Origin of the sequence: Chromatocurvus halotolerans (genome assembly GCF_004340525.1) — a bacterium.
GTDB classification, from domain to species: domain Bacteria; phylum Pseudomonadota; class Gammaproteobacteria; order Pseudomonadales; family Halieaceae; genus Chromatocurvus; species Chromatocurvus halotolerans.
Map to the genome: position 1 here is coordinate 93,435 of NZ_SLWX01000005.1, position 24,689 is coordinate 118,123.

Annotated in this window: 24 protein-coding genes; 5 read left to right on the forward strand and 19 right to left on the reverse strand. The window is 65.3% G+C overall.

Annotated elements, in window-relative coordinates:
* Positions 1–23 precede the first annotated feature (23 nt).
* The 14 genes from EV688_RS07440 to gyrA form a co-directional block, all read right to left on the reverse strand.
* Positions 24–2,045, reverse strand: coding sequence for a nucleoside-diphosphate sugar epimerase/dehydratase (locus EV688_RS07440; RefSeq protein WP_240624245.1), 2,022 nt, complete (start codon positions 2,043–2,045; stop codon positions 24–26).
* A gap of 70 nt (positions 2,046–2,115) precedes the next feature.
* A complete protein-coding gene (locus EV688_RS07445) occupies positions 2,116–3,096 on the reverse strand; it encodes an MraY family glycosyltransferase (RefSeq protein ID WP_117315594.1) in 981 nt (326 codons plus the stop codon).
* Positions 3,093–4,043 carry an NAD-dependent epimerase/dehydratase family protein gene (locus tag EV688_RS07450; RefSeq protein ID WP_162883812.1) on the reverse strand — a complete coding sequence of 317 codons (951 nt, stop codon included), beginning with the start codon at positions 4,041–4,043 and terminating at the stop codon, positions 3,093–3,095. The genes EV688_RS07445 and EV688_RS07450 overlap by 4 nt, the downstream gene beginning before the upstream one ends.
* Positions 4,044–4,137: 94 nt before the next feature.
* Positions 4,138–4,563 (reverse strand): ComEA family DNA-binding protein, encoded by a 426-nt coding sequence (locus EV688_RS07455; protein ID WP_240624244.1) that lies wholly within the window; start codon positions 4,561–4,563, stop codon positions 4,138–4,140.
* A 203-nt stretch (positions 4,564–4,766) separates the two neighbouring features.
* Positions 4,767–5,498 carry an orotidine-5'-phosphate decarboxylase gene (pyrF, locus tag EV688_RS07460; RefSeq protein WP_240624243.1) on the reverse strand — a complete coding sequence of 244 codons (732 nt, stop codon included), beginning with the start codon at positions 5,496–5,498 and terminating at the stop codon, positions 4,767–4,769.
* A complete protein-coding gene (locus EV688_RS07465; protein WP_240624242.1) occupies positions 5,491–5,796 on the reverse strand; it encodes a lipopolysaccharide assembly protein LapA domain-containing protein in 306 nt (101 codons plus the stop codon). The genes pyrF and EV688_RS07465 overlap by 8 nt, the downstream gene beginning before the upstream one ends.
* Complete coding sequence (locus EV688_RS07470; protein ID WP_117315590.1) at positions 5,793–6,089, reverse strand: integration host factor subunit beta; 297 nt, start codon at positions 6,087–6,089, stop codon at positions 5,793–5,795. Before EV688_RS07470 ends, EV688_RS07465 begins: the two co-directional genes overlap by 4 nt.
* A gap of 169 nt (positions 6,090–6,258) precedes the next feature.
* Positions 6,259–7,929, reverse strand: a complete 1,671-nt coding sequence (gene rpsA / locus EV688_RS07475; RefSeq protein ID WP_117315588.1) for a 30S ribosomal protein S1 — start codon at positions 7,927–7,929, stop codon at positions 6,259–6,261.
* A gap of 196 nt (positions 7,930–8,125) precedes the next feature.
* Complete coding sequence (gene cmk, locus EV688_RS07480) at positions 8,126–8,809, reverse strand: (d)CMP kinase (RefSeq protein ID WP_117315586.1); 684 nt, start codon at positions 8,807–8,809, stop codon at positions 8,126–8,128.
* A complete protein-coding gene (gene aroA / locus EV688_RS07485) occupies positions 8,809–10,119 on the reverse strand; it encodes a 3-phosphoshikimate 1-carboxyvinyltransferase (RefSeq protein ID WP_117315585.1) in 1,311 nt (436 codons plus the stop codon). Before aroA ends, cmk begins: the two co-directional genes overlap by 1 nt.
* A 56-nt stretch (positions 10,120–10,175) precedes the next feature.
* Positions 10,176–11,093, reverse strand: coding sequence for a prephenate dehydrogenase (locus tag EV688_RS07490; protein WP_243650297.1), 918 nt, complete (start codon positions 11,091–11,093; stop codon positions 10,176–10,178).
* Positions 11,094–12,218, reverse strand: coding sequence for a prephenate dehydratase (gene pheA, locus EV688_RS07495; RefSeq protein ID WP_117315583.1), 1,125 nt, complete (start codon positions 12,216–12,218; stop codon positions 11,094–11,096).
* A gap of 66 nt (positions 12,219–12,284) precedes the next feature.
* Positions 12,285–13,364, reverse strand: a complete 1,080-nt coding sequence (serC, locus tag EV688_RS07500; protein ID WP_117315762.1) for a 3-phosphoserine/phosphohydroxythreonine transaminase — start codon at positions 13,362–13,364, stop codon at positions 12,285–12,287.
* A gap of 45 nt (positions 13,365–13,409) precedes the next feature.
* Positions 13,410–15,974, reverse strand: a complete 2,565-nt coding sequence (gene gyrA / locus EV688_RS07505; RefSeq protein WP_117315581.1) for a DNA gyrase subunit A — start codon at positions 15,972–15,974, stop codon at positions 13,410–13,412.
* 299 nt (positions 15,975–16,273) lie between these two features.
* On the opposite strand from gyrA, the gene EV688_RS07510 reads away from it, so the two are divergent.
* The 4 genes from EV688_RS07510 to EV688_RS07525 are packed head-to-tail and all read left to right on the forward strand — an operon-like array spanning position 16,274 to position 19,793.
* On the forward strand, positions 16,274–17,605 hold the full coding sequence (locus tag EV688_RS07510; RefSeq protein ID WP_117315579.1) for a TRZ/ATZ family hydrolase: 1,332 nt from the start codon (positions 16,274–16,276) through the stop codon (positions 17,603–17,605).
* Between the two features lie 5 nt (positions 17,606–17,610).
* A complete protein-coding gene (gene ubiG / locus EV688_RS07515; RefSeq protein ID WP_117315577.1) occupies positions 17,611–18,321 on the forward strand; it encodes a bifunctional 2-polyprenyl-6-hydroxyphenol methylase/3-demethylubiquinol 3-O-methyltransferase UbiG in 711 nt (236 codons plus the stop codon).
* Positions 18,318–19,016 (forward strand): HAD family hydrolase, encoded by a 699-nt coding sequence (locus tag EV688_RS07520; RefSeq protein ID WP_117315575.1) that lies wholly within the window; start codon positions 18,318–18,320, stop codon positions 19,014–19,016. Before ubiG ends, EV688_RS07520 begins: the two co-directional genes overlap by 4 nt.
* A gap of 18 nt (positions 19,017–19,034) precedes the next feature.
* Positions 19,035–19,793 (forward strand): YciK family oxidoreductase, encoded by a 759-nt coding sequence (locus tag EV688_RS07525; protein WP_117315573.1) that lies wholly within the window; start codon positions 19,035–19,037, stop codon positions 19,791–19,793.
* Here EV688_RS07525 and rluB read toward each other — a convergent pair.
* From rluB to EV688_RS07550, 5 genes are all read right to left on the reverse strand, one after another.
* On the reverse strand, positions 19,790–20,752 hold the full coding sequence (gene rluB, locus EV688_RS07530) for a 23S rRNA pseudouridine(2605) synthase RluB (RefSeq protein WP_117315571.1): 963 nt from the start codon (positions 20,750–20,752) through the stop codon (positions 19,790–19,792). The two genes, EV688_RS07525 and rluB, sit on opposite strands and share 4 nt — an antisense overlap.
* Positions 20,745–21,542 carry an SMC-Scp complex subunit ScpB gene (scpB, locus tag EV688_RS07535; protein WP_117315569.1) on the reverse strand — a complete coding sequence of 266 codons (798 nt, stop codon included), beginning with the start codon at positions 21,540–21,542 and terminating at the stop codon, positions 20,745–20,747. Before scpB ends, rluB begins: the two co-directional genes overlap by 8 nt.
* 1 nt (position 21,543) lies before the next feature.
* Positions 21,544–22,347 carry a segregation and condensation protein A gene (locus tag EV688_RS07540; RefSeq protein WP_117315567.1) on the reverse strand — a complete coding sequence of 268 codons (804 nt, stop codon included), beginning with the start codon at positions 22,345–22,347 and terminating at the stop codon, positions 21,544–21,546.
* Positions 22,348–22,458: 111 nt separating this feature from the next.
* Positions 22,459–23,082, reverse strand: coding sequence for an L-threonylcarbamoyladenylate synthase (locus EV688_RS07545; protein ID WP_117315565.1), 624 nt, complete (start codon positions 23,080–23,082; stop codon positions 22,459–22,461).
* Entirely contained in the window at positions 23,079–23,969 is an 891-nt protein-coding gene (locus EV688_RS07550) for a PHP domain-containing protein (RefSeq protein WP_117315563.1), read from the reverse strand. The genes EV688_RS07545 and EV688_RS07550 overlap by 4 nt, the downstream gene beginning before the upstream one ends.
* 107 nt (positions 23,970–24,076) lie before the next feature.
* Between EV688_RS07550 and EV688_RS07555 the strand changes: the two genes are divergently transcribed.
* On the forward strand, positions 24,077–24,673 hold the full coding sequence (locus tag EV688_RS07555; RefSeq protein WP_117315562.1) for a septation protein A: 597 nt from the start codon (positions 24,077–24,079) through the stop codon (positions 24,671–24,673).
* The last annotated feature ends 16 nt before the right edge of the window (positions 24,674–24,689 follow it).

The following is a 24,689-nucleotide window of genomic DNA, read 5'->3' on the forward strand; positions in this document are numbered from 1 at the left end:
CGGATAAGCGGAGTCGGCGGGGGTTATCCGGTGAACAGGGGTTTCACATTGGAGTCGCTCAACTCGGGGATGGCAGCGGCGCGGCGGCCGGCGCGTCCCTGCTTGACCCAGAGATGATCGTGGCGGATTTCGTGACGCGCAAACCCGCTGACTGCGGCGGCCAGGATTTCGGTAATACCGCGGCAGTCGAGCCGGTCGCAGCAGGTCATCAGGGTTTTCAGGGCCGACATGACCTCGTCGTAGGTCAGACTCTCTTCCTCAGCCCGCATGATCATGGGGTGACCGGTGCCACTCACCGAGGTGCCCAGCAGCAGTTCCTCATGCAGTTTTTCCCCGGGGCGCAGGCCGATAAACTCAATATCCAGCCCACTGCGGGAGGGTGTGCGGCTGCCGACCTCATGCCCCGAGAGACGGATCATGCGTTTGGCGAGGTCGACAATCTGCACGGGCTCGCCCATATCGAGGACAAACACATCGCCACCGGTGCCCATGGCGCCAGCCTGCAGCACCAGCTGCGCGGCCTCCTGAATACTCATGAAATAGCGCGACACCTCCGGATGCGTCACGGTCACGGGACCCCCGTTCTCAATCTGCTCGCGAAACAGGGGCACCACGGATCCGGAGGAGCCGAGGACGTTGCCGAAGCGCACCATGCAGAAGCGAGTACCGACCTCCTCCTGCGCCAGCCCCTGGAGGATCAATTCCGCGAAGCGCTTGGAGGCACCCATGATGTTGGTCGGGCGTACGGCCTTGTCGGTGGAGATCAGCACAAAGGTCTCTACCCGCGCCTTGCGCGCGGCTTCGGCGGCGTGCCAGGTACCGAAGACGTTGTTGGCGACGCCCTCGGCCACGTTGTACTCCACCATGGGCACATGCTTGTAAGCGGCGGCATGGTAGACCGTCTGCACCGAAAACGTGCGGAAAATGGTTTCCAGGCGGCGCTGGTCGCGAACCGAGCCCAGCAGACAGGCCATTTCGACATAGTGCCCGCCGCGGGCCTGCAGCTCCTTGAGCTCCCGCTCAATGCTGTAGAGTGCGTACTCGGAGCTGTCGAGCAGAATCAGCTCCCGCGGACCCGCGGCAAGAATCTGCCGGCACAGCTCGGCGCCGATCGAGCCACCGGCGCCGGTGACCATGACAACCTTGTCTGTGATGCAGCGATCAATCAGCTCCGGATGTGGCGGCACCGGATCACGACCGAGCAGGTCATCCAGATCGATATCCTGGATCTGGTTGACGCTGGCGACGCCGGACACCAGCTCGCTGATCTTGGGCACGGTGCGCACGTGTACCGGCAGTCCCACCAGGGAGTTGATGATTTCCCGGCGGCGATCGTGGGTGGCGGACGGAATGGCGAGAAGCACCTGGGTAATGCTGTGCTCCTGGATCAGGCGTTCGATATCCCGTGGATTGACCACCTGCAGACCATTGATGACGGAGTGCTGGGACTGCGGGTCGTCGTCAACAAAAGCCACCACGCGGTACTGTTCGCCGTGATGCAGCGCTGTCAGCAGCTGGCGGCCGGACTCTCCCGCCCCGTAGATGAGGACATTCTTCGAGCTTGAACGCAGCTTGGACTGATAATAGGCGCGCACTACCAGTCGCGATCCACCCACGCTGAACATGACCAGCGCCCAGTAGACAAAGGGCAGGGCTCTGGGTACGTCGGCACGGGTGAAAAACACGGCCGCCCCGAGTACCAGCGTCGAATAGCTCGCTGCCGTGATGATGGCCCAGATAGCCTGCTGGCCCATGAAGCGGATGACCGCGCGGTAGAGCCCGAGGCGTAGAAAGATGATGGCGCTGGCAACAAGTGTGAGCACGGCACAGGCAAGTTCCACCACGCCGAGCTGTACGGAGGTGATACCCGAGGGGTAGACAACCGCCACCCACATGGCACCGGCCACGAAGCCCATATCAATGAGCAGGACAACCGCCTGCTTGATATTGCGTGGCAGCTCAACGAGCTTTCCAGTAGCGTCACGCACGCAGTGCCAGACACTGGCACCGGCCTGCAGCAGACGCACGCCTGCTTTTTTGACCAAGTTGTCACTCCGCGCTGGTTGGGGCGCCTGCCGGCCATTGTCTGTTTTGCGGCCGGTCTACGCGCGAATGTTACTGTATTGACCGTAATTTGACCATGGCGATCAACAGCGGCAGGTAAGCAAGACTGCACAGCAGCGCGGCATATTGCGGCTGCACGGTCGCCATCAGGGCCAGGGGCACCAGCCAGAGCCATTGCAGGACGATGAACAGCAGATCCACGCGCCGGTGGGATTGCCAGCGGCGCGCAAGACGCTGGTACAGATGCTGCCGGTGCGCCTGCCACAGTCTCTCCCGCCTGCAGGCGCGAAATACCAGCGTCGTCACCGAGTCGGCGATGAACAGCGCGAGCAGTATCAGCCCCGGGTAGGCGGAAACGCCCTCAAGGCACCAGCCCGCGACCAACAGCGATGCCAGTAGATAACCTCCGGGAATACTGCCGGCGTCGCCCATGAACAGCCGCGCCGGGGGGCCATTGAAAAACAGGAAACCGGCGAACGCACCGGCCGTCGCACTGCAGGAGGCGACATACCAGTCAGCCGCTCCCTGCAGCACGCCGAGCCAACCGAGCATCACAGCGGCTGACAGGGCCTGCAGCGCCGCCAGGCCGTCAATGCCATCCATGAAATTAAAAAGATTGATGAACACAAGAATCCAGAGCGCCGCCAGGCCGATCAGCGCCCAGTCTGACAGGGCCTGTCCGGGGGCACAGAGCCAGGCGGCCGTCAGCGCCGCCGCCAGTGCATAAATTCCGAGGCGCAACCGAACGCCCAGGGGCGCCAGATCATCGATCAGACCCACCCCCGACAGCAGCGCGCTGGTGGCAAGCACGGCCAGGCCGGCAGCGGGCAAGGGCGGGCCCACCGCGAGCAGCGCGAGCAACAGCGCCGCGACCACGGCGACACCGGCGCCGCTGACGGTTGCCACGCGGTGCGAGCTGCGCGCTTCGGGGTGCGCCAGCCAGCCAGCTGCCGTGGCCCGCCATCGATAGACCGCGCACAAGGCCGTGGCACCCGTCATGGCGACGAGGAAAACGACCAGCGTACCGCTCATGCGCGCACCGCGGCAGCGACCATCGCCGGCGCCACATCCTCGAAACGCTGCCGTGGCCGCCAGCCCGTTGCGGCACACACGGCGCTACCATCGTAGAGGTCGGAGCCCAGGAGGGCTGTCGCCGTTGCACCCGTGAATGCGCCGTGTCGCAGGTCGGCACAGGCACCGAGTATCCGCCAGCAGGCAGCGGGCAGCTCCCACTGCGGTGCCGGGCGCCGCATTGCACCGGCAAGAGCCAGCATCAGGCGTTGCGTGCTGTAAGCCTCCCCGTCTGTCACGTTCCACAGAGCGCCCTCCTCCGGCAGCCGCGCGGCATCGCCGGCAACCAGGCTGATGATCAGTCGCACCAGGTCGTCGCGCGACACCATGGAGCGCTGTCCGGCTTCCGGCGCCAGGGGCAGGCCGCGCCTCACCCAGGCTATCAGTGACGCGAGGTTACCGCCGACACCCGCCCCGTAAACGAGGGCGGGGCGCAGCGACACGAGCTGCATTCCCGACTCCCGGGCGAGCTGCGCCAGCGCGATTTCCGCGCGACGCTTGCTGCTCGCGTAGGCGACAGTGGGCCCGGTCAGCTCCTCCTCGGCTCGCGGCGTCGCGCTCGCGGCAGGCCCCATGGCCTTGACGCTGCTCAGAAAGAGGAAGCGGCCGACGCCGTCCCGGACAGCGCGCCGGGCCAGCGCAACGCTTGCTCTTTCGTTGACCGCGACATGTTGCGCGGCGGGCGCCTGCCGGTGGGCGACACCCGCGGTGTGAATAACGACGTCCACGCCCTGCAGCGACAGCGCCGGCGACAAGGGTTTGCCGAGATCCTGAACGACATGCGGCACCGAAGCCGGCAGGCTCCCGGCGCCGCGCACAAGGCAGACAACCTCGTGATCCGCTGCCAGTAGCGCCTCGCGCACCGCGCTGCCAACAAAGCCCGTTGCCCCGGTTACAAGACACTTCAAATGATTGCCGCCCCCGTACCGTAAATTCCGTGAATGACTGCCGCCGGAACGTCCGGCGGCAGCTGCCAGCGGCCATGATACGGATGCCGTGGACTCATTCCAGCGTTATCGCCTCCCGATTGCGCGCCAGAGTCGCCTCGCCCACGCCGCTGACATCCATGAGCTCCTCGATAGACTCAAACGGTCCGTACATCTCCCGGTATTGTACGATGGCCTCGGCACGCGCCCGGCCAACCCCCTGCAGCACCGACGACAGCTCCTCGACATCCGCGGTATTGATATTCACCACGGGCGGTTTGTCGACAGGTGCTTCCTGCGCGTGGACACCGGGCACCCCCGGCCCACCCACTGCCAGCGCGATCAGCAGCAGCACGCCACCGGCGATCACCCGCAGGGGATGCTGGACGGGCATGCCACGGCCATCGGGATGGCCGGGGTCTGCCACGAGACCGGCATCGGTTGGGGAGCAGAGTCCGGCTGAGGCGCCGGCATGCGGTGTAAACAGCGTCAGTGTCTTCATTGCGTCGTCTCCATGACTGTATTGCCATGCCGGCGGAATGCACGGCAGGCTGCAGCCGCCATCCCGGCAGCTGCGGTATCCTGAAGACTAGCAGGCCGCGTGAGAGGTCTGCGAAAAATGGATCGATCTGACGAAAAAGGCGCGCCGTGTCCAGTGTGCCACACGGTAAGTCCGGTAATGCTCCGCCGAGTTTACCGCGTGGCCTACCGGGCGGCGTCGCCAGAGATCTCGGCAAGGATTGCGTTCAGGGCCATGACGGGGTCCGCGGACGCTGTCACGGAGCGGCCGATTACCAGGTAGTCGGCACCCAGAGCCACGGCCTCGGCCGGCGTGACCACGCGCCGCTGGTCCGCGGCGTCATCACCCGCCGTGCGGATTCCCGGTGTGACCAGGGCGAAGGCCTCACCGCAGGCGCGCCGCAGCGCCGGTGCCTCCTGCGCAGAGCACACCACGCCGTCGAGACCGGCGCTCGCGGTCAGCGTCGCCAGTCGCAGGACACGCTCAGCCACCGTTTCCGTGTAGCCCAGTTCGGCGAGATCGGACGCGTCCATGCTGGTGAGCACGGTCACCCCGATCAGCAGCGGCGGACGGCGACAGGCCGTTAACGCCTCCACCGCCGCGTCGAGCATGCGCCTGCCGCCAGCGGCGTGCACGTTGACCATCCAGACACCGAGGTCGGCGGCGGCGCGCAGTGCCTGCGCCACGGTCGTGGGAATATCGTGGAACTTGAGATCGAGAAATACCTCGAAGCCGGCGCGCTGCAGCTGTTCGACCACGGCCGGACCCGCGCGGGTGAACAGCTCCTTGCCCACCTTCACGCGACAGAGCTGCGGGTCCAGTCGAGCGGCCAGCGAGAGCGCCGCACTGGCATCGGCGACATCCAGCGCGACGATGACCGGCGACCCGGGGACCCGCCTGCCCAGGACTTCAGTCACGGGCGACCCGTCCGCGATGGCGCAGGCGATCCGCCTCGCTCTGGGCCCGGGTCAGCTGCCGGTTGAGCAGTCGCATTCGGGTGCGCAGACGCAGGGAGACTGCACTCGCTACCAGCACGCCGCACAGCCCGCCGAGCGCAAAGGCCGCCAGTACCCAGAGCGCCAGGCTGCGGGGTGCGAAGCGGTAGACCAGCAGGTCCAGCGGCACCGCAACATCATTCTGCAGCGCGAACAGCACACCCAGGCCGGCCATGGCGAAGGCCACAATGATGCCGGTGACGCCGCGCAGAAAATTCACAGGCCGGACTGTAAGCCGAGGTTGACGCGCTCACGCAGTTCCTTGCCCGGCTTGAAGTGGGGAACGTACTTGCCGGTGAGCTGCACTGTATCGCCGGTCTTGGGGTTGCGGCCGCGCCGCGGCTCGCGATAGTGCAGTGAAAAGCTGCCGAAACCGCGTATTTCGATGCGTCCGCCAGAGGACAGCGACTGCGACATGTGCTCGAGTATGGTCTTTATCGCCAGCTCAACGTCCTTGGTGGACAGCTGTGTCTGCCGGGCGGCAATTGCCTCGATCAGCTCGCTCTTGGTCATGCGTGATTCGCCCTTGCCGTCAATTGCGGGGCTGTGCCCACCGTGACGGCGTATTTTGTACTTTCCGCAACAGTGATACAAGTGCTTATTTTTTAACAAAAAAAAGGGCCCGAAGGCCCTGTGCGTCGCGCCGCCGTGCCCCCATGGGGGCCGGCGCTGCAGATGCCGCTTACTTCTCGTTCATCTGCTGCTTGATCAGGTCGCCGATGGTGCCGGGCGAGCTCTGGTCCTCTTCCTTGAGCGACTTGACCGCGTCCTTCTCGTCGTCGAAGTCCTTGGCCTTGATGGACAGGGCCAGGCTGCGGTTCTTGCGATCCACCGAGATGATCTTGGCTTCCACGCTATCGCCGACCTTGAACTGGGAGCGCGCATCGTCAACTTTCTCGCGGCTGATGTCGGAGGCTTTCAGAACACCCTCGACTTCCTCTGCCAGCTTGACGGTGACCGACTTGGCGTCGACCTCGGTCACTTCGCCCGTCACGATCGTGCCGCGATCATTGACCGCCACGTAGTTGGAGAAGGGATCATCTTCCAGCTGCTTGATGCCCAGTGAGATGCGCTCGCGCTCCGGATCGATGGACAGGATGACCGTCTCGATCTCGTCGCCCTTCTTGTAGCTGCGCACGGCTTCTTCTCCGACCTCGTTCCAGCTGATGTCGGATAGATGCACCAGGCCGTCGATGTTGCCTTCGAGGCCGATGAAGATACCGAAATCGGTAATCGACTTGATGCTGCCGGAAATGCGGTCACCCTTGCTGTGTTCGGCGGCAAACGCGTCCCAGGGGTTTTGCTGGCATTGCTTGATGCCCAGCGAGATGCGGCGACGCTCCTCGTCGATATCGAGCACCATGACCTCGACCTCGTCACCCACCTGAACAATCTTGGAGGGGTGGACATTCTTGTTGGTCCAGTCCATTTCGGAGACGTGCACCAGACCCTCGACACCCTCTTCGATCTCGGCGAAACAGCCGTAATCGGTAAGATTGGTGACGCGCGCCAGAACGCGGCTGCCTTCCGGGTAGCGCCCGGTGATCTCGACCCACGGATCCTCGCCCAGCTGCTTGAGGCCCAGGGACACACGGTTGCGCTCGCGGTCGAACTTGAGCACCTTGACGTCCATTTCCTGGCCGACTTCCACGATTTCGGAGGGATGCTTGATGCGCTTCCACGCCATGTCGGTAATGTGCAGCAGGCCGTCGACACCGCCGAGATCGACAAAGGCGCCGTAATCGGTGAGGTTCTTGACGATCCCCTTGATGGTCATGCCTTCCTGCAGGCTTTCCAGCAGCGCTTCGCGCTCGACGCTGTTGGCCGCTTCCATGACGGCACGACGCGAGACCACAACGTTGTTGCGCTTCTGGTCAAGCTTGATGACCTTGAATTCGAGTTCCTTGTTCTCCAGATGAGCGGTATCGCGCACCGGGCGGACGTCCACCAGCGAGCCCGGCAGGAACGCCCGGATGGTGTTGATGTCGACCGTAAAGCCGCCCTTGACCTTGCCATTGATGTGGCCCTTGATGACCTCATCTGCCGCATGCGCCGCCTCAAGCTCTTTCCACGACTCGGCGCGTTTCGCCTTCTCGCGTGACAGCTTGGTTTCACCGAAACCGTCCTCGACAGTCTCCAGCGCCACCTGCACCTCGTCACCGATGCTCAGGCTGCACTCGCCCGACGCGTCGATAAACTGGGCACGGGGGATAACGCCCTCGGACTTCAGGCCCGCGTGAACGGTGACCCACTCATTATCAATATCAATGACAACCCCGGTGACAATGGCACCCGGCTGCATATCAACGGTTTTCAGGCTTTCTTCAAAAAGATCGGCGAACGATTCGCTCATTACACATTACCTGTCTGTAAAGATGTGCAGTAGCAACACTGCAACCGACCCTCCAGCCGGGCCGGGACTCATTAAAAAAACCCCCTGAACCGCCCGGACTGGATTGGCGGCGCGATCAGGCGGTACTTGTTGCGTTGTACCCAGTAGCGCGCTTGTAGCCTGTTGCGCGAACTGCCGGAGCGGGACTGACAGCGGTTCAGGCGCTGATGCCTCTCCGGGATGCCTCAAGCAGGACAGCCTCGAATACGGCGTCTGCCGGCGTCGCCGTGCTGTCGATCACTACGGCGTCACGGGCAGGCACCAGAGGTGCGATGGCGCGGCTGCTGTCGCGCGCGTCGCGTTCCTTGATGTCCTCAAGAAGGCGCGGGAGACTAACACTTTCACCCTTGCCCCGCAACTGCTCGTAGCGGCGCCGCGCGCGCTCCTCCGCACTCGCGGTGAGGAAGATTTTCAGCGGCGCGTCGGGAAAGACCACCGTCCCCATGTCGCGGCCGTCTGCGATCAGGCCGGGCGCCTGGCGGAAGTCGCGCTGGCGCTCCAGCAGCGCCTCGCGCACCGAAGGCTGGGCGGCGACTACCGACGCCCCGCGACCGCCCTCCTCCGAGCGAATCACCGCAGTGACGTCGCGTCCGGCATACAGCACGCCGACCTCGCCATCGGCTCCCATCACGAAGCGTGTATCGAGCTGCCGCGCCACCTCTGCCACTGCGGGCTCGTCCGCCCAGTCAACGCCCGCCTGCAGGCAGGCGTAGCCGGTAATCCGGTACAGGGCGCCGCTGTCGAGGAAGTGCCAGCCAAAGTGCTCTGCGAGCATGCGCGACAGCGTTCCCTTGCCCGCACCTCCGGGTCCGTCCACGGTAATCACCGGCCACGACGCCATTATGCCTGCCCCGCCTGCGTGGAAATCTGCAGGCCCAGGCCGCGCGCCATGGCATCAAAGCCGGGGAAGGACGTGGCAACAGTGTCGCAGTCCATGACGTAGATCTCGCGCTCCGCGCGCAGCGCCGCCACCGCGAAGGCCATCGCGATACGGTGATCGTGATGGGTATGAATGACTCCGCCACCGAGAGCCCCCCCTTCGATGACAATGCCATCCGGTCGCGGCTCATTGCGGACACCCAGGGTGGTCAGCCCCTCCGCCATGCTGGCTATGCGATCGCTTTCCTTGACCCGCAGCTCTTCGGCGCCGCTCAGCGTCGTCCGACCCTCGGCGCAGGCGGCGGCAATGAACAGGACCGGAAACTCGTCGATTGCCAGCGGCACCTGATCCTCGGGGATGGCAATGCCGCGCAGCGGCGCGTGGCGCACCAGGATATCGGCCACGGGCTCGCCGCCCACATCGCGCTCGTTCATGAGCGTGATATCGGCACCCATCAGGGTAAGAATGCTGATAATGCCGATGCGCGTGGGGTTGACCCCGACATGCGTCAGCAGCAGTTCGGAACCCGGCGCGATGGTCGCCGCCACGATGAAGAACGCAGCAGAGGAGATATCCGCCGGGATGTCGATATCCGTGCCAACAAGCCGGCCGCCGCCGCGCAGCTGAATGACGTCGTTATCGCGGGTGACCTCGTAGCCGAAACCTCGCAGCATGCGCTCCGTGTGATCGCGGGTCGGCGCCGGTTCGGTCACCGAGGTGCAGCCCTCCGCGTACAGCCCTGCCAGCAGCAGGCAGGATTTGACCTGGGCACTGGCGATGGGCATCGGATAATGAATGCCCTGCAGGCCGCGGCAGGCGTCGATCTGCAGCGGCGGCCGGTCACCGTCGGCGGCGGTGATGCTGGCCCCCATCCGGGCCAGTGGCTGCATGACCCGCGCCATGGGGCGGCGGCACAGGGAGGCATCGCCGGTCAACCGGCTGGCGAAGGGCTGGCCTGCCAACAGGCCACTGAGAAGCCGCATACTGGTGCCGGAGTTTCCCATGTCGAGCTCGGTGGACGGCGCGCGCAAGCCCGCGAGCCCGACGCCACTGACCCGGAGCTCACCCTTGGCGGGACCCGCAATCTCCACGCCCAGGGCACGCAGGGCCGCCAGGGTGGCCAGCGCGTCTTCGCCCTCGAGGAAACCGCGGATGCGCGAATCCCCCTCGGCAATGGACGACAGCATGACCGAACGGTGGGAGATCGACTTGTCGCCGGGCACGCGGACCTCACCGCTGATAGTGCCACCGGGAAACAGCTTGAATTCCATAGCTTTGCTCTTCCTGCGACCCGTCCTGCGATCGGTACGGGTATCGGGTTCTGCGGTCAGGATCGGCCGCGTGTGGCCTGCAGCGCCGAGAAACTGTCCCGCGCGGTCTTCGCCGCCGTGAATGTCTGCAGCAGCGCGTCGCCGTCGCCGGCGTCAATCGCTGCCCGCAGTGTGATGAGATGCTGCGCAAAATCGTCGATAGCTTCCAGCAACGCCCCGCGATTGGCAAGCGCCACATCGCGCCACATGACGGGATCGCTGGAGGCGATGCGGGTAAAGTCACGGAAACCGCCCGCGGCGAAGCGAAAGACATCATCGCCGTGGGGCGACCTCGCCAGGGTATCGACCAGGCAGTAGGCGAGCACGTGCGGCAGGTGACTGGTGGCGGCAAGCACGCGGTCATGCGTGCTGACCGCCATGCAGACTACGCTGGCACCAGCGGCGCGCCAGAGATGGCTGACGTCGGCGAGCGCGTCGGCATCGGTATTTTCCGCCGGGGTAAGAATCGTGAGATGGTCCCGGAACAGCCCGCCCCGGGCCGCACCCACGCCACTGCGCTCGGAGCCCGCGATGGGGTGCCCCAGGACCACCCGCGGCGGCACGCAGCCGTGCTGCGCCAGCATGCGCGCCTCCAGCCCGCCCTTGACGCTGGCGACATCGGTGATGATTGCCGATGAACCGGTCCGTGCCGCCTCCTGGGTGAGGTCCGCCAGCAGGTCGGCGGCCGCCATTGTCGGCACACACAGCACAATGATGTCGGCCTGCGCCAGCGCCTCCCGCGGAGATTGAAGCGCACGATCAATGACCCTGCGCGCGATGCCCTCGGCAACCGCGTCAGCTTGCTTGTCGCAGCCCAGCAGTTCACCGGCCTCACCGGCCTCGCGCAGCGCCAGCGCCAGTGAACCGCCAATCAGGCCCAGCCCGATAATCGCGACTGTCGGTGCCGGCTTCTCAGGCATGACAGCGAGGGGCATTCACAGCACGGCCCGCGGGTAGGAACCGAGGGGCTTGAGAAGAATGGACTGCTCCTCGAGCTCGTCGAGAATCTGGCGGATATTCGGATCCTGCAGATGCCCCTCGAATTCAATAAAGAAGACATACGCCCATTTTTCCGTGCGCGAGGGCCGGGTGTCGATGCGTGTCAGGCTGACACCGCCGCGCCGGAACGGGTCAAGCAGGGCGAACAGTGCTCCGGGCTTGTTGCGGCTGGAAACAATGATCGAGGTCTTGTCGCGCCCGCTGGGCGGCACTTCGGTACGCCCGATAACAATAAAGCGCGTGGTGTTGTCGTCGGAGTCCTCGATGTGTTCGGCCACGGACACGAGGCGATAGACCTCCGCTGCCATATCCCCGGCTACCGCCGCAACGCCAGGGGTGCTGGCGGCCAGGCGTGCGGCCTCACCATTGCTGCTCACCGACTGCCGCTCGACGCCGGGCCAGTGTCGGTCGAGCCAGTTGCGGCACTGTGCGAGGGCCTGCTGGTGGGCACAGATGCGGGTAATATGGGCGACATCGGTGTGCGGCGCCACCAGTAGATGGTGGGCGATGCGCAGCTCGACCTCGCCCGCGATATGCAGCGGTGAGTCGATAAAGCTGTCCAGGGTGTGGCTGACCATGCCCTCGGTGGAGTTCTCCACGGGCACCACACCGTAGTTGCAGTTGCCCGACGTGACTTCGGCAAATACCGCCTCTATCGTGGGCTGCGGGACACACACAGCCCCGTGGCCGAAGTGCTTCAGCGCGGCGGCCTGGGTAAAGGTACCCTCAGGCCCCAGGAAGGCGACCTGGAGCGGCTTTTCCAGCGCCAGGCAGGCCGACATGAGCTCTCGAAAGATGTAGGCCACCGTTGCGCCGTCCAGAGGACCTTCATTGCGCTCGATAATGCGCTGAAGAACCTGCGCCTCGCGCTCGGGACGGTAGTAGGACACCTCGGCGGCGGTATCGACCTCGCCACGCTCTCGCGCCGCCTGCAGCTCGGCCAGCTTGATCTCGGCCACGCGCTGGGCACAGCGCGCCCGCTGGTTGATCAGTGCCTGAATGTCACCATCGATCGCATCAATGGCGGCACGCACTTCCTGCAGATCGCGCTCGTCAGCCATGCTGCATCAACCCTGCCGCATCCACTCTGTCACGTTAATCCGTCCTGTGCACACTGCGTCATTCGATCAGGAACAGCGCTGTTCGAAATCGTGCATGAAGGCCACCAGCGCGTCCACGGAGGCCTGCGGCACCGCGTTGTACAGACTCGCGCGCATGCCGCCGACCGAGCGGTGCCCCTTCAGGTTGAGCAATCCCGCTGCCGAAGCCTCCTCGAGAAATCGTCCGTCGAGGCCGGCATCTGCAAGGACGAAGGGCACGTTCATCAGGGAACGGCACTCTGGCGCCACCGGATTGCTGTAGAAAGCACTGTTATCGATGGCCGTGTACAGCGTGCCGGCCTTGCGACGATTCACCGTCTCCATGGCCGCCAGGCCGCCACCGGCCTCCAGCCAGTCAAACACCAGCGCGGCAAGATACAGGGCAAAGGTCGGCGGCGTGTTGTACATCGAGCCATTATCGCTGGCGATCGTCCAGTCCAGCATTGACGGGCAGGTGTGACGGGCACGGCCCAGCAGTTCGCGGTGAGCGATGACCAGCGTCAGCCCGGCCGGGCCGATGTTCTTCTGTGCCCCCGCATAGATGACACCGAAGCGGGAGACATCCAGCGACCGCGACAGCAGCGTTGACGACATGTCTGCGACCAGCGGCACGTCAACCTCAGGCTCCGCGAAAAACTCGACGCCGCCGATGGTCTCGTTCGGGCAGTAGTGCAGATACCCGGCATTGTCGCGGCAGCGCCAGGTGCTGCGGGCGGGAATGTCCGTGTAGCGTGAAGCGGCGCTGCTCGCCACGACCTGCACATCGGCGAAACGCTGCGCCTCGGCGATTGCCTTGAGCGACCAGTGCCCGGTATCCAGGTAATCCACCGGGGCATGCGGCGGCACCAGATTCAGCGGCACGGCGGCGAACTGGGTACTGGCGCCCCCCTGGAGAAACAGAACGGCATAATCGTCGGGAATGTCGAGCAGGCGACGCAGGCAGGACTCCGCGCCCTCCACGACACCCACCACCTCGGGCGAGCGATGACTCATCTCCATGAAGGACAGGCCGCGACCGTGCCACTCGAGCATGTCGTCGCGGGCCTGCTCGAGCACCGCCGCGGGCAATGCCGCGGGGCCTGCGCAGAAATTGTGCAGGCGAGCCATCAGCCCCGACGCGTGGCGGGCCTGGCCCGACGCAGCCACGGACAATCAGGCATCGTCGTCTTCCGGCGCATCCACGATCTCATCGGGCTCGTCGATAGGCGCGACACGCACCAGCTTTTCATCGTTCTTGGTGCGGACAATGCGCACGCCCTGGGTGTTGCGGCTGAGGACAGAGACCTCATCACCGCGGGTGCGCACCAGCATGCCCAGATTGGAGATCAGCATCAGCTGGTCGCCGTCGAACACCTGGGTGGCCCCGACCATGTTGCCGTTCCTGGCCGACGTGGCCATGGCGATCACGCCCTTGTTGCCACGGCCCTTGGTCGGGAACTCGGTGACGTCGGTGCGCTTGCCGAAGCCGTTCTCACTCACGGTGAGAATGCGGCCACCCTCGCGGGGAATGACCAGCGAGATAAGCTGATGACCCTCGCCGAGGCGGATGCCGCGAACGCCGCGCGCCGTCCGGCCCATCGGGCGAACATCCTCCTCGCGGAAGCGCGCCACCTTGCCCTCGCTGCTGAACAGCATGACCTCACAGTTGCCGTCGGTGATGGCTGTGCCGAGCAACACGTCGCCCTCGTCCAGCTCCAGGGCCCGCAGGCCGACGCTGCGCTGGCGGGCAAAGTTTTCCAGCGGGGTCTTCTTTACGGTGCCGCCGGCGGTGGCCATGAAGATGAAGTGACCGGGCGTGTACTCCTCAACCGGGAGTATCGAGGTGACGCGCTCACCCGGCTCCAGCGGCAGCAGGTTGACCATGGGTCGACCGCGGGACCCGCGCCCGGCCAGGGGAATCTGGTAGACCTTCAGCCAGTAAACCTTGCCCAGGTTGGAAAAACACAGGATGGTGGCATGCGTGCTGGCAATCAGCAGGTGCTCGACAAAGTCCTCGTCCTTCACCGACAGTGCGGCACGGCCCATGCCGCCGCGCTTCTGCGCCTGGTAATCGGACAGCGGCTGCGTCTTGGCATAGCCACCGTTGGAAATGGTCACCACGCGATCTTCTTCGGTAATCAGGTCCTCGACCGTGAGATCGTGCTGGGAGGCGGTGATCTCGGTGCGGCGCTCGTCGCCGAACTCGGTGACCATCTCCGCCAGTTCCTCGCGGATGACCGTGAGCAGGCGATCAAAATCCTCGAGGATATCCAGGTAATCGGCGATCTCCGCCAGCTTTTCCTGGTACTCGTTGAGCAGCTTCTCGTGCTCCAGCCCCGTGAGGCGGTGCAGGCGCAGTTCGAGAATGGCCTGGGCCTGGGCCGGCGACAGCCGGTAGGCATCGTCGTGCAGGCCGTAGTGCGCCTCGAGCTCGTCAGGCCGGCAGGCCTCGGCGCCGGCGCGCTCGAGCATGGTCATGACATCGCCGGGGGGCCAGGTGCGCTCGAGCAGGCGCTCCTTCGCCTCCGCCGAACTCGGCGAGGCCTTGATCAGCTCAATGATCGGGTCGATATTCGCCAGCGCAATCGCCAGCCCTTCGAGGATGTGCCCTCGCTCCCGTGCCTTGCGCAGCAGATACACGGTGCGCCGGGTCACCACCTCGCGACGATGCCGGATAAAGGCCTGCAGGATTTCCTTCAGGTTCAGCAGCTTCGGCTGGCCATCCACGAGGGCCACCATATTGATGCCGAATACCGACTGCAGGTTGGTCTGGGCGTAAAGATTGTTCAGTACCACATCGCCGATTTCACCCCGGCGCAGCTCGATCACGACGCGCAGACCGTCCTTGTCGGACTCGTCGCGCAGCTCGCTGATGCCCTCGATTTTCTTTTCCTTCACCAGTTCGGCAATGCGCTCGATCAGGCGCGCCTTGTTCAGCTGGTAGGGCAGCTCGTGAATGATGATGACGTCGCGGCCGCGCTTCTCCTCGTGGATGACCTCGGCCCGCGCGCGCACGTAGACCCGCCCGCGGCCGGTGCGGTAGGCCTGGATGATGCCGGCGCGGCCGTTGATGATGGCCGCGGTGGGGAAATCCGGCCCGGGAATATGCTCCATCAGTTCGTCGATGGTGATATCGGGGTTCTTCATCAGCGCCAGGCAGCCGCTGATGACCTCGTTGAGGTTATGCGGCGGAATGTTGGTGGCCATGCCGACCGCGATGCCCGAGGAACCATTGATCAGCAGGTTGGGCACGCGCGCCGGCAGCACGGCGGGGATACGCTCGGTGCCGTCGTAATTGTCGACGAAATCCACCGTCTCCTTGTCGAGATCCGACAGCATGGAGTGGGAGATCTTCTGCATGCGGATTTCGGTGTAACGCATGGCCGCCGCGGAATCGCCGTCGATAGAGCCGAAGTTGCCCTGCCCGTCCACCAGCATGTAGCGCATGGAGAACTGCTGGGCCATGCGCACGATGGTGTCGTAGACCGCGGAATCGCCGTGGGGATGGTACTTACCGATAACATCACCGACCACGCGGGCCGACTTCTTGTAGGGCTTGTTCCAGTCGTTGTTGAGTTCGTTCATGGCGAACAGGACGCGCCGGTGCACCGGCTTGAGGCCGTCGCGCACATCGGGCAGGGCACGCCCGACGATGACGCTCATCGCGTAATCGAGGTAGGACTGCTTGAGCTCGTCCTCGATATTGACCGGCGAGATTTCCCTGGCGATATCACCCATAAATCAGACTTTCCCTGTGCACGACTGGCTGAGCAACACCGCGCTGTGACGCGGTGCAGGACACCGGCTCATAGAGCAGGTTGAGGTTGCCGTCACGGCGCGGTTGCAAGCCGCCCAGTATACGGATTGCCGGTGCTTTTCGCCATGTTTATAACCACTTACACGACGGCGACGCCGGAGGTGTGGAATTACCGGTTATACTGCGCTGCGACCGGGTGGCAATGCCGAAGCGGCCTTGGCGCCGGCAGCGCCAGTGAGCCGCCCGACCCGCCTGAAACAGGACGCAGACAGGACCCGATATGCAGGACACGCTCAACCGCGCCGACCTTGTCATCCACCCGCAGTGGGTGATCCCGGTTGAACCCGCCGGGCAGGTACTGGAAAACACGAGCGTGGTGGTGAAGGATGGCCGCATTGCCGCCGTCATGAACCGGCGGGATGCAGCCGGCATCGACGCCGGGGAGGTGCTCGACCTGCCCGGGCGGGTCCTGCTGCCAGGGCTGGTGAATGCGCACGGCCATGGCGCGATGTCGCTGCTGCGCGGCTACGCCGACGACCTGGCATTGATGCCGTGGCTGGAACAGCATATCTGGCCCGCGGAGGGGCGCCATGTGGACGCCGGCTTTGTCCGCGACGGCGTGCGCCTGGCGATGGCCGACATGCTGCGCAGCGGAACCACAACCTGCAGTGATATGTATTTTTTCCCGGAGCAGGCAGCCGCGGAGTACCGCGCCGCCGGCATGCGTGCACAGGTGGCGTTCCCGATTTTCGATTTTCCCTCCGCCTGGGGATCCGGCCCCGACGACTACCTCGCCAGGGGACTGGCGCTGATCGATGAGTATCGCCACACGGATCTACAGCGGATCGTGTTCGGGCCCCACGCCCCCTATACGGTCTCCGAGCCGACGCTGGCGCGCATCGCCACGCTGGCCGCGGAACTCGACGCCGGCATTCACATACACCTCCACGAAACCGCCGGCGAGGTGCTGCAGGCCGTGGAGACCCGTGGCGAGCGACCGATAGACAGCCTCAATCGCATCGGCCTGCTGGGGCCACGCACGCAGTGCGTGCACATGACCGACCTGGGCAGCCAGGATATCGAGCTGCTGGCAGCGACCGGCAGCCACGTCGTGCACTGCCCCCACTCCAACATGAAGCTCGCCTCCGGCGCCTGCCCCGTGGCGCGACTGCTCGACGCCGGCGTCAACGTTGCGCTGGGCACGGACAGCGCCGCCAGCAACAACAGCCTCAACCTGTTCCCCGAGATGCGCAGCGCGGCCCTGCTCAGCAAGCTGGTCAGCGGCGACCCGTCTTCCCTGCCTGCCGCCCGGGTGCTGGCGATGGCGACCCTCGGCGGCGCCCGCGCGCTGGGGCTGGACGACCGTATAGGCAGCCTCACCGCCGGCAAGGACGCTGACATGATTGCCGTAGACCTCTCCGGAAGCGCTACGCAGCCGGTCTACAATCCACTGTCGCAGCTTGTCTACGCCTGCACCGGCCGGGAAGTCACGCACAGCTGGGTCGCAGGAAAGCCGCTGCTGCGGGATAATGCGTTGACAACGCTCGACGAAAACGCCGTACTGCGCCGCGCTGCGCAGTGGCGCGACATCATTTCCGCGAAAGGACAGTAACCACCATGACAGCCCGACAGAACGTGGACGCCAGGGAAATCGCCAAGTTCGAGGCACTTGCCTCGCGCTGGTGGGACGCCGACGGCGAGTTCCGCCCCCTGCATGAGATCAACCCCCTGCGCGCCAACTTCATCGACGAACACTCACCGGTGGCCGGCAAGCGGCTGCTGGACGTCGGCTGCGGTGGCGGCATTCTTGCCGAAGCCATGGCCCAGCGCGGCGCGACGGTCACCGGCATCGACATGGGTGAGGCACCGCTGTCAGTGGCGCGCATCCACCAGCTCGAGTCCGGCGTGGAGGTGGATTACCGCCAGTCCACGGCAGAAGCCCTGGCCGCCGAACATCCCGGACAGTTCGACATCGTGTGCTGCCTCGAAATGCTGGAGCACGTGCCGGATCCCGCCGCCGTGGTCGAGGCCTGCGCGCAGCTGGTGGTGCCCGGTGGCTCGCTCTACTTTTCCACCATCAACCGCAATCCCAAGGCCTTCCTGTTCGCCATTGTCGGCGCGGAGCACATCCTGCGCCTGCTGCCCGCCGGGACCCACGAGTACAGCAAGTTCATCAAGCCCTCGGAACTTGCCGGATGGCTGCGCCGGGCGGACCTGGTGCTGCGGGAAATGACCGGGCTGACCTACAACCCCATCACGAAGCGCTATCGCCTCGACGCGGACGATGTGTCGGTCAACTACATGCTGCGGGCGACACGACCGGCATGAATCACCCCGGCGACACACTGCGCGCCGTGATCCTGGATCTCGACGGTACGCTGATCGATACCGCGGACGACTTTGTCCCCGTGGTCCAGACCCTGCGCGCCGAGAACACGCTGCCACCGCTGCCGGCGGAGGCCATTCGCAACACCGTATCCAACGGCGCCCGCGCCCTGGTCACCCTGGCGCTGGACCTGCGCGAGGGTGACGGCGATTTCCCCCACTGGCTCGATCGCCTGCTGACGCTTTACGGCGGCATTCTTGGCGCACACTCGCGACTGTTTCCCGGCGTGCAGGCATTGCTCGACGCCCTGGCCGCGGCCGGCATTCCCTGGGGCATCGCCACCAACAAGCCGTCGCGCTTCACCCTGCCGCTGCTGCAGCGGCTCGCCCTGCAGCCCGCCCCCGCCAGTATTGTCTGCGCCGACCAGGTGAGCCGCGGCAAGCCGGACCCCGAGTGCCTGCTGCGCAACAGCCGCGAACTGCAGTGCCTGCCGGCGCAGGCCATTTACATCGGCGACCATCGGCGGGACATCGAGGCCGGGCGCAACGCCGGCATGTATACCATCGCCGCCACCTACGGTTACATCGAAGACGGCGACAATCCCGACCTGTGGGGCGCCGACGCCCGCGCGGACAGCGGGCACGATCTCGCCGCACGGGTTTTCAACACACGCCCACAGCACTCTGCCACCGCCTGAACCATGGAGCCATCCGACATGGACGTCCAGACCGTTCCCGAAAACTACACAGCCGCCCCCGACCTGCTGACAGACCGCACCGTGCTGGTGACGGGCGCCGGCGACGGCATCGGCCGCGCCGCGGCGCTGGCCTACGCCGCCCATGGCGCGACGGTCATCCTCAGCGGTCGCACCGTGGAGAAACTCGAAGCCACCTATGACGCCATCGAGGCGGCCGGTGGCGCCCAGCCCGCCATTGTGCCGCTGGACCTGGCAACCGCCGGTGAAGAAGAGGCCGCGCAACTGGCGGCGGCGGTAGGCAGCACCTTCGAGCGTCTCGACGGGCTGCTGCACAACGCCGGCATGCTCGGCGAGAGACGCCCACTGGCCAGCGCCAGCTGGAAGGCCTGGCAGGATGTCATGCAGGTGAATGTGAGCAGCCAGTTCCTGCTGACCCGCGCGCTCCTGCCGCTGCTGGAAGCGTCGCCGAGAGCCAGCATCATTTTCACGTCGTCCGGCGTGGGGCGCAGGGGAAGGGCTTACTGGGGCGCCTACGCCGTGTCCAAGTTCGCCACGGAGGGCCTGATGCAGGTGCTCGCGGATGAGCTCGAGAACACGAGCGACATCCGCGTCAACAGCCTGAATCCGGGCGCGACCAACACCGCGATGCGGCGTGCCGCCTATCCGGGTGAAGTGCCCACGGACAACCCCTCGCCGGAAGCCATCATGCCCGCCTACCTGTACCTCATGGGTGACGACAGCGCGGGCATCACCGGCACGGCGTTCAACGCCCGCTAACGCTTCTTCACCCGGCCGCGGGGCTTCGGTTTCTCGGTGTCGCGCCTGCGAGCAGCGGGCTTGCGCGTCCCGGGCTCGCGCGCCCCGGGCCTGTCGCCTGCAGGTCCTGCCCTGGTCTTTTTGCGCAGCTGGCGCTCCATGCCAAGGCGCTCCCCTACCGTGGCCCGCTGCAGATTCTTGGCCTGCAGCCCGGCCATGCGGTACAGGCTCTTGACCTCCTTGCGCTCTAGCTCGACCCACTGGCCCTGCTTGACCCGGGAGGGGATGAACACGTCACCATAGCGCACGCGCTTGAGCCGCGATACGGTCAGACCCTGCGATTCCCACAGCCGCCGCACTTCGCGGTTACGCCCCTCCATAATGACCACGTAGAACCAGCGATTGACGCCCTCGCCACCGCCGTCCTGAATGTCCGTGAAGCGGGCGACGCCGTCCTCCAGCATCACGCCGTCGAGCATGCGCTGCAGCATGTCCGGGGTCACCTCACCCATTACCCGCACCATGTATTCCCGCTCGATGTTCGCGGAGGGGTGCATGAGGGCATTGGCCAGTTCGCCATCGGTGGTGAACAGCAGAAGGCCCGAGGTGTTGTAGTCGAGTCGACCGATGGAGATCCAGCGACCCGCGGCAACCTTGGGCAGGTTCTCGAACACGGTGCGCCGGCCCTCGGGATCCTTGCGCGAGCTGACCTCGCCCGTGGGCTTGTGGTAGAGAATGCAGCGCGTGTCCTCGGCGGGGGCGGCGTTCAGCGGCTTGCCGTCAACGCTGATCCGTCGGCGGCGATCCACCCGGTCCCCGAGGGTTGCCGGTTTGCCGTCGATGGTGACGCGACCTTCCTCTATCCAGCGCTCCATTTCCCGACGCGAGCCCAGCCCGCTGCGGGCGAGCACCTTCTGCAGCTTCTCGCCGGGCTTGCCGGCGGGCTTCGCTGCAGCGGGATCTGCCTTTTTTTCACCCATGATCCGGTACCTGGCGGCTCTGCTCGTCCGCATCCAGAGTCGTGTTCCCGTCGTCATCGACGGGCGTGTTTTCTGCCGCGGGTTCGGTATCGCCCTGCGCAGCAGCATCGCCCTGCGCCATGTCTGCTTCCGCGCCAGCCGCCGTTTCCTCGCCAGCCGTGGCTTCCACCGCTCCCGTCGCCTCGGCGCCCGACGCCTCCTCAGGCCCGGCCTGCGGCGCCGCGTCGGGCAGGGGCCCGAAACCGAGCTCGGCGTTGAGGGTCTCCAGATCGCGGATCTCCGCCAGCGCGGGCAGCTGATCCAGGTGGCGGAGGTTGAAGTAATCGAGGAAGCCGCGGGTGGTGGCGTACATGGCGGGCCTGCCCGGCACATCGCGGTGCCCGACAACGCGCACCCATTCGCGCTCCTGCAGTGTCTTGATGATGTTCGAGCTGACCGCCACGCCGCGGATCTCCTCGATCTCGCCGCGGGTGATGGGCTGCCGATAGGCGATCAGCGCCAGGGTCTCCAGCAGGGCCCGGGAATACTTCTGCGGGCGCTCATGCCACAGTCGACCGATCCACTGGCTGAGGGATTCGCGCACCTGGAACCGGTAACCGCTGGCCACCTGCTTCAGCTCAAACCCACGCCCCTCGCAGTTGCCGGCAACCGTATCCAGCGCCTCGCGCAGTTCATCCGCCGTCGGCTTCTCATGTTCCTCGAAAAGCTCCCCGAGCTGGGCGACAGTCAATGGCCTGCCGGCAGCCAGCAGGGCACCTTCGATAATCTGTACCAGACCCGACTGCGTCATATCACTCAACCCTTGCCTTGACATGGATGGCACCGAACTGCTCGGTCTGCACGATCTCCACCAGCGATTCCTTGATCAGCTCCATGACGGCGAGAAAGGTCACCACCACACCGAGTCGACCCTCCGAGGCCGAGAACAGCGACACGAAGGGCACGAACTGGCGACCCGCCAGTCGCTCCAGCACCTCGGACATGCGCTCACGGGTTGATAGCGCCTCGCGCTGGATGTGATGGCTCTCGAACATGTCGGCACGGCGCAGCACCTCGCCCAGGGCCAGCACCAGTTCGCGGATATCGACATCCGGATCAACCCGCTCGCGCTCGATTGCCGGCACCTCGGCACTGCCGATCCAGGTATCGCGCTCCACCCGCGGCAGCGCCTCGATATCCTCGGCGGCCTTCTTGAAACGCTCGTATTCCTGCAGACGCCGGATCAGCTGTGCGCGGGGGTCCTCCTCGTCGTCCTCGACCTCTTTCGAGCGCGGCAGCAGCATGCGCGACTTGATCTCCGCCAGCACGGCAGCCATCAGCAGATACTCCGCCGCCAGCTCGAACTGCATGGCGTCCATCAGCTCGACATAGCGCATGTACTGCTCGGTGATGGCAGAGACGTCGATATCGAGAATATCGAGATTCTGACGCCGTATGAGATAGAGAAGAAGATCCAGCGGCCCCTCGAACGCCTCGAGGAATACCTCCAGTGCCCGCGGGGGAATGTACAGGTCCTTCGGCAGCTCGGTCACCGCCTGCCCCATGACGAAGGCAAAGGGCATTTCACCCTGCTCCGGCCCGCCGTGCCGGGACATCGGCCGTGCCGGGGCGGACTCTGCCGAACCCCCGGCTGCCGCGTTATCGACTGTTGTCTCGTCCGTCGTCACACTGTCACCCTGTCGCTCGCACGCGCCCGTCCAGGGCCGTCAGTCTGAAAAAGGCGCGGTGTCACCCTTGCCCGCACGCAGGATGACCGGCACGTCGTCGTACAGATCAATCACCGTGGTTGCTTCCATGCCGCAGTAACCACCATCGATCACGAGATCGACATCGTGCTGCAGGATATCGCGGATATCATAGGGGTCGATCAGCGGCAGATCCTCATCCGGCATTATCAGCGTGACGCTCATGATGGGTTCGCCGAGATCTCCCAGCAGCGCCTGCGCGATGGCGTTCTCCGGCACCCGCAGCCCCACGGTCTTGCGCTTGGGATGCATCAGGCGCCGCGGCACCTCCGACGTGGCGCGGAGGATGAAGGTATAAGGACCCGGGGTATTGTTGCGTATCAGCCGGTACACGGTGTTGTCGACCCGCGCGAAGGTCGCCAGCTCCGACAGGTCGCGACAGACCAGCGTGAAATTGTGGCCGGCATCGAGGCGGCGTATGCGGCGGATGCGGTCGAGTGCAGCCTTGTTGCCGATCTGGCAGCCCAGGGCGTAGGCAGAGTCTGTGGGGTACACCACGACGCCGCCGTTGCGAATGATATCCGTGGCCTGCCGGACGAGCCGGGCCTGGGGATTGTCGGGGTGGATCTGGAAAAACTGGCTCACGTCTGACTCTTTCTCGATTGCCGGGGGCTTGTGCCGCCCGGGCTGCCTGCCCGGGCCTGCAGAAGATCGACGACGTTGGGGACACCCGCCATCAGGCGCGATTCTACACCGAGAGAGGGACGGTAGGGGCCGTCGTGATGAAAATCACTGCCCACCGATGCATAAAGATCGAAGTCTGCCGCCAGCCTTGCCATGGCGGCAGTCTGGGTCGCTTCCTGCCTTCCGCTGAGAATCTCGAGGCCGCGACCGCCGGCCGCCCGGAAATCGGTCAGCAGACGGCGCAGCTTCATGCGGGTGAAGCGGTACTGCAGCGGGTGGGCCAGCACGGCGATGCCTCCCGCATCTGCCAGCCAGCCGGTGACGCTGGCCAGTGAGGGCCAGCCTGCCTTCACATCGCCGATCTTGCCGCGACCGAGGTAGCGGTCAAAGGCAGCACCCATGTCCGGGACATGTCCGGCATCCACCATCCAGCGCGCGAAATGCGGCCGACCTATCTGGGAAGACCCCGCACAGGCGCGGGCGCCGGCGAGAGCGCCCGCAACACCCCGCTTCTCGAGCCGCGCGGCAATTTCCTCGGCGCGGGCCGCGCGGGCCGCCTGCAGGAAGGCAATGCCCTCGACCAGCGCCGGCGCCTCCGGATCGAAGTCGAGACCGACCACGTGCACGCCCGCCCCTGACCATTGACTGGACAGCTCCACGCCGGAGACCAGTGCCACACCGGCATCGGCGGCTGTGTCGCGGATCTGGCGATAACCCTCCAGTGTGTCATGATCGGTGACCGCCAGCATGGCAAGGCCCGCCTCGGCCGCCCTGCCGAGCAGTTCAGCAGGCGTCAGTGCGCCATCCGAGGCCAGCGTGTGGGTATGGAAGTCGACCCGGACAGTCATTACACTGCGCCCGCCCAGGTCGCACAGACCTGCGTCGCAGGCGGCGGTAAAAACGCTATACTCTTTCGCATGTCCACGAGTCTACCACGACAGGAAACCTGCACCCCATGAAGCAACTGCTGGAATTCGTGCCGATCGCCCTGTTTTTCATCGTCTACCAGCTCGACGGGGAGACGCTGGCAATCGGCGGCTGGTCGCATGTTGTCGACGGCATCTATACGGCGACCGCGGTATTGATCGCCGCTACCGCGGTACAGGTGGTGGTGGCATCGTACCTTGCCCGCCGGCTGGACAAGCGCTCGGCGTGGACGCTGCTGGCTGTCGCCGTATTTGGCGGCGCCACGCTGATTCTCCGCGACCAGACGTTTATCCAGTGGAAGCCGACCATCTTCAACTGGGCCCTGGCCCTCGCCTTCACCGCCTTTCACTTTATCGGTGATCGCAACCTGATGGAGCGCACGCTCGGCGCACAGCTGCAGCTGCCGAAGGCGGTGTGGACGCGGCTCAACGTGCTCTGGATCGCCAACTTCGCCATTGTCGGCGCACTCAACCTCTGGGTGGCCTATGGCTTCAGCGAGGCAACCTGGGTGAGCTACAAGCTGTACTCGGCCATTGGCTTCACGCTCCTGTTGACGGTGCTCACCGCCGTACTGGTCAGCCCGCATCTCAAACACGCTGAAACATCCAGCGGCGACAGCCGCTGATCCTGACGGCGCCGGA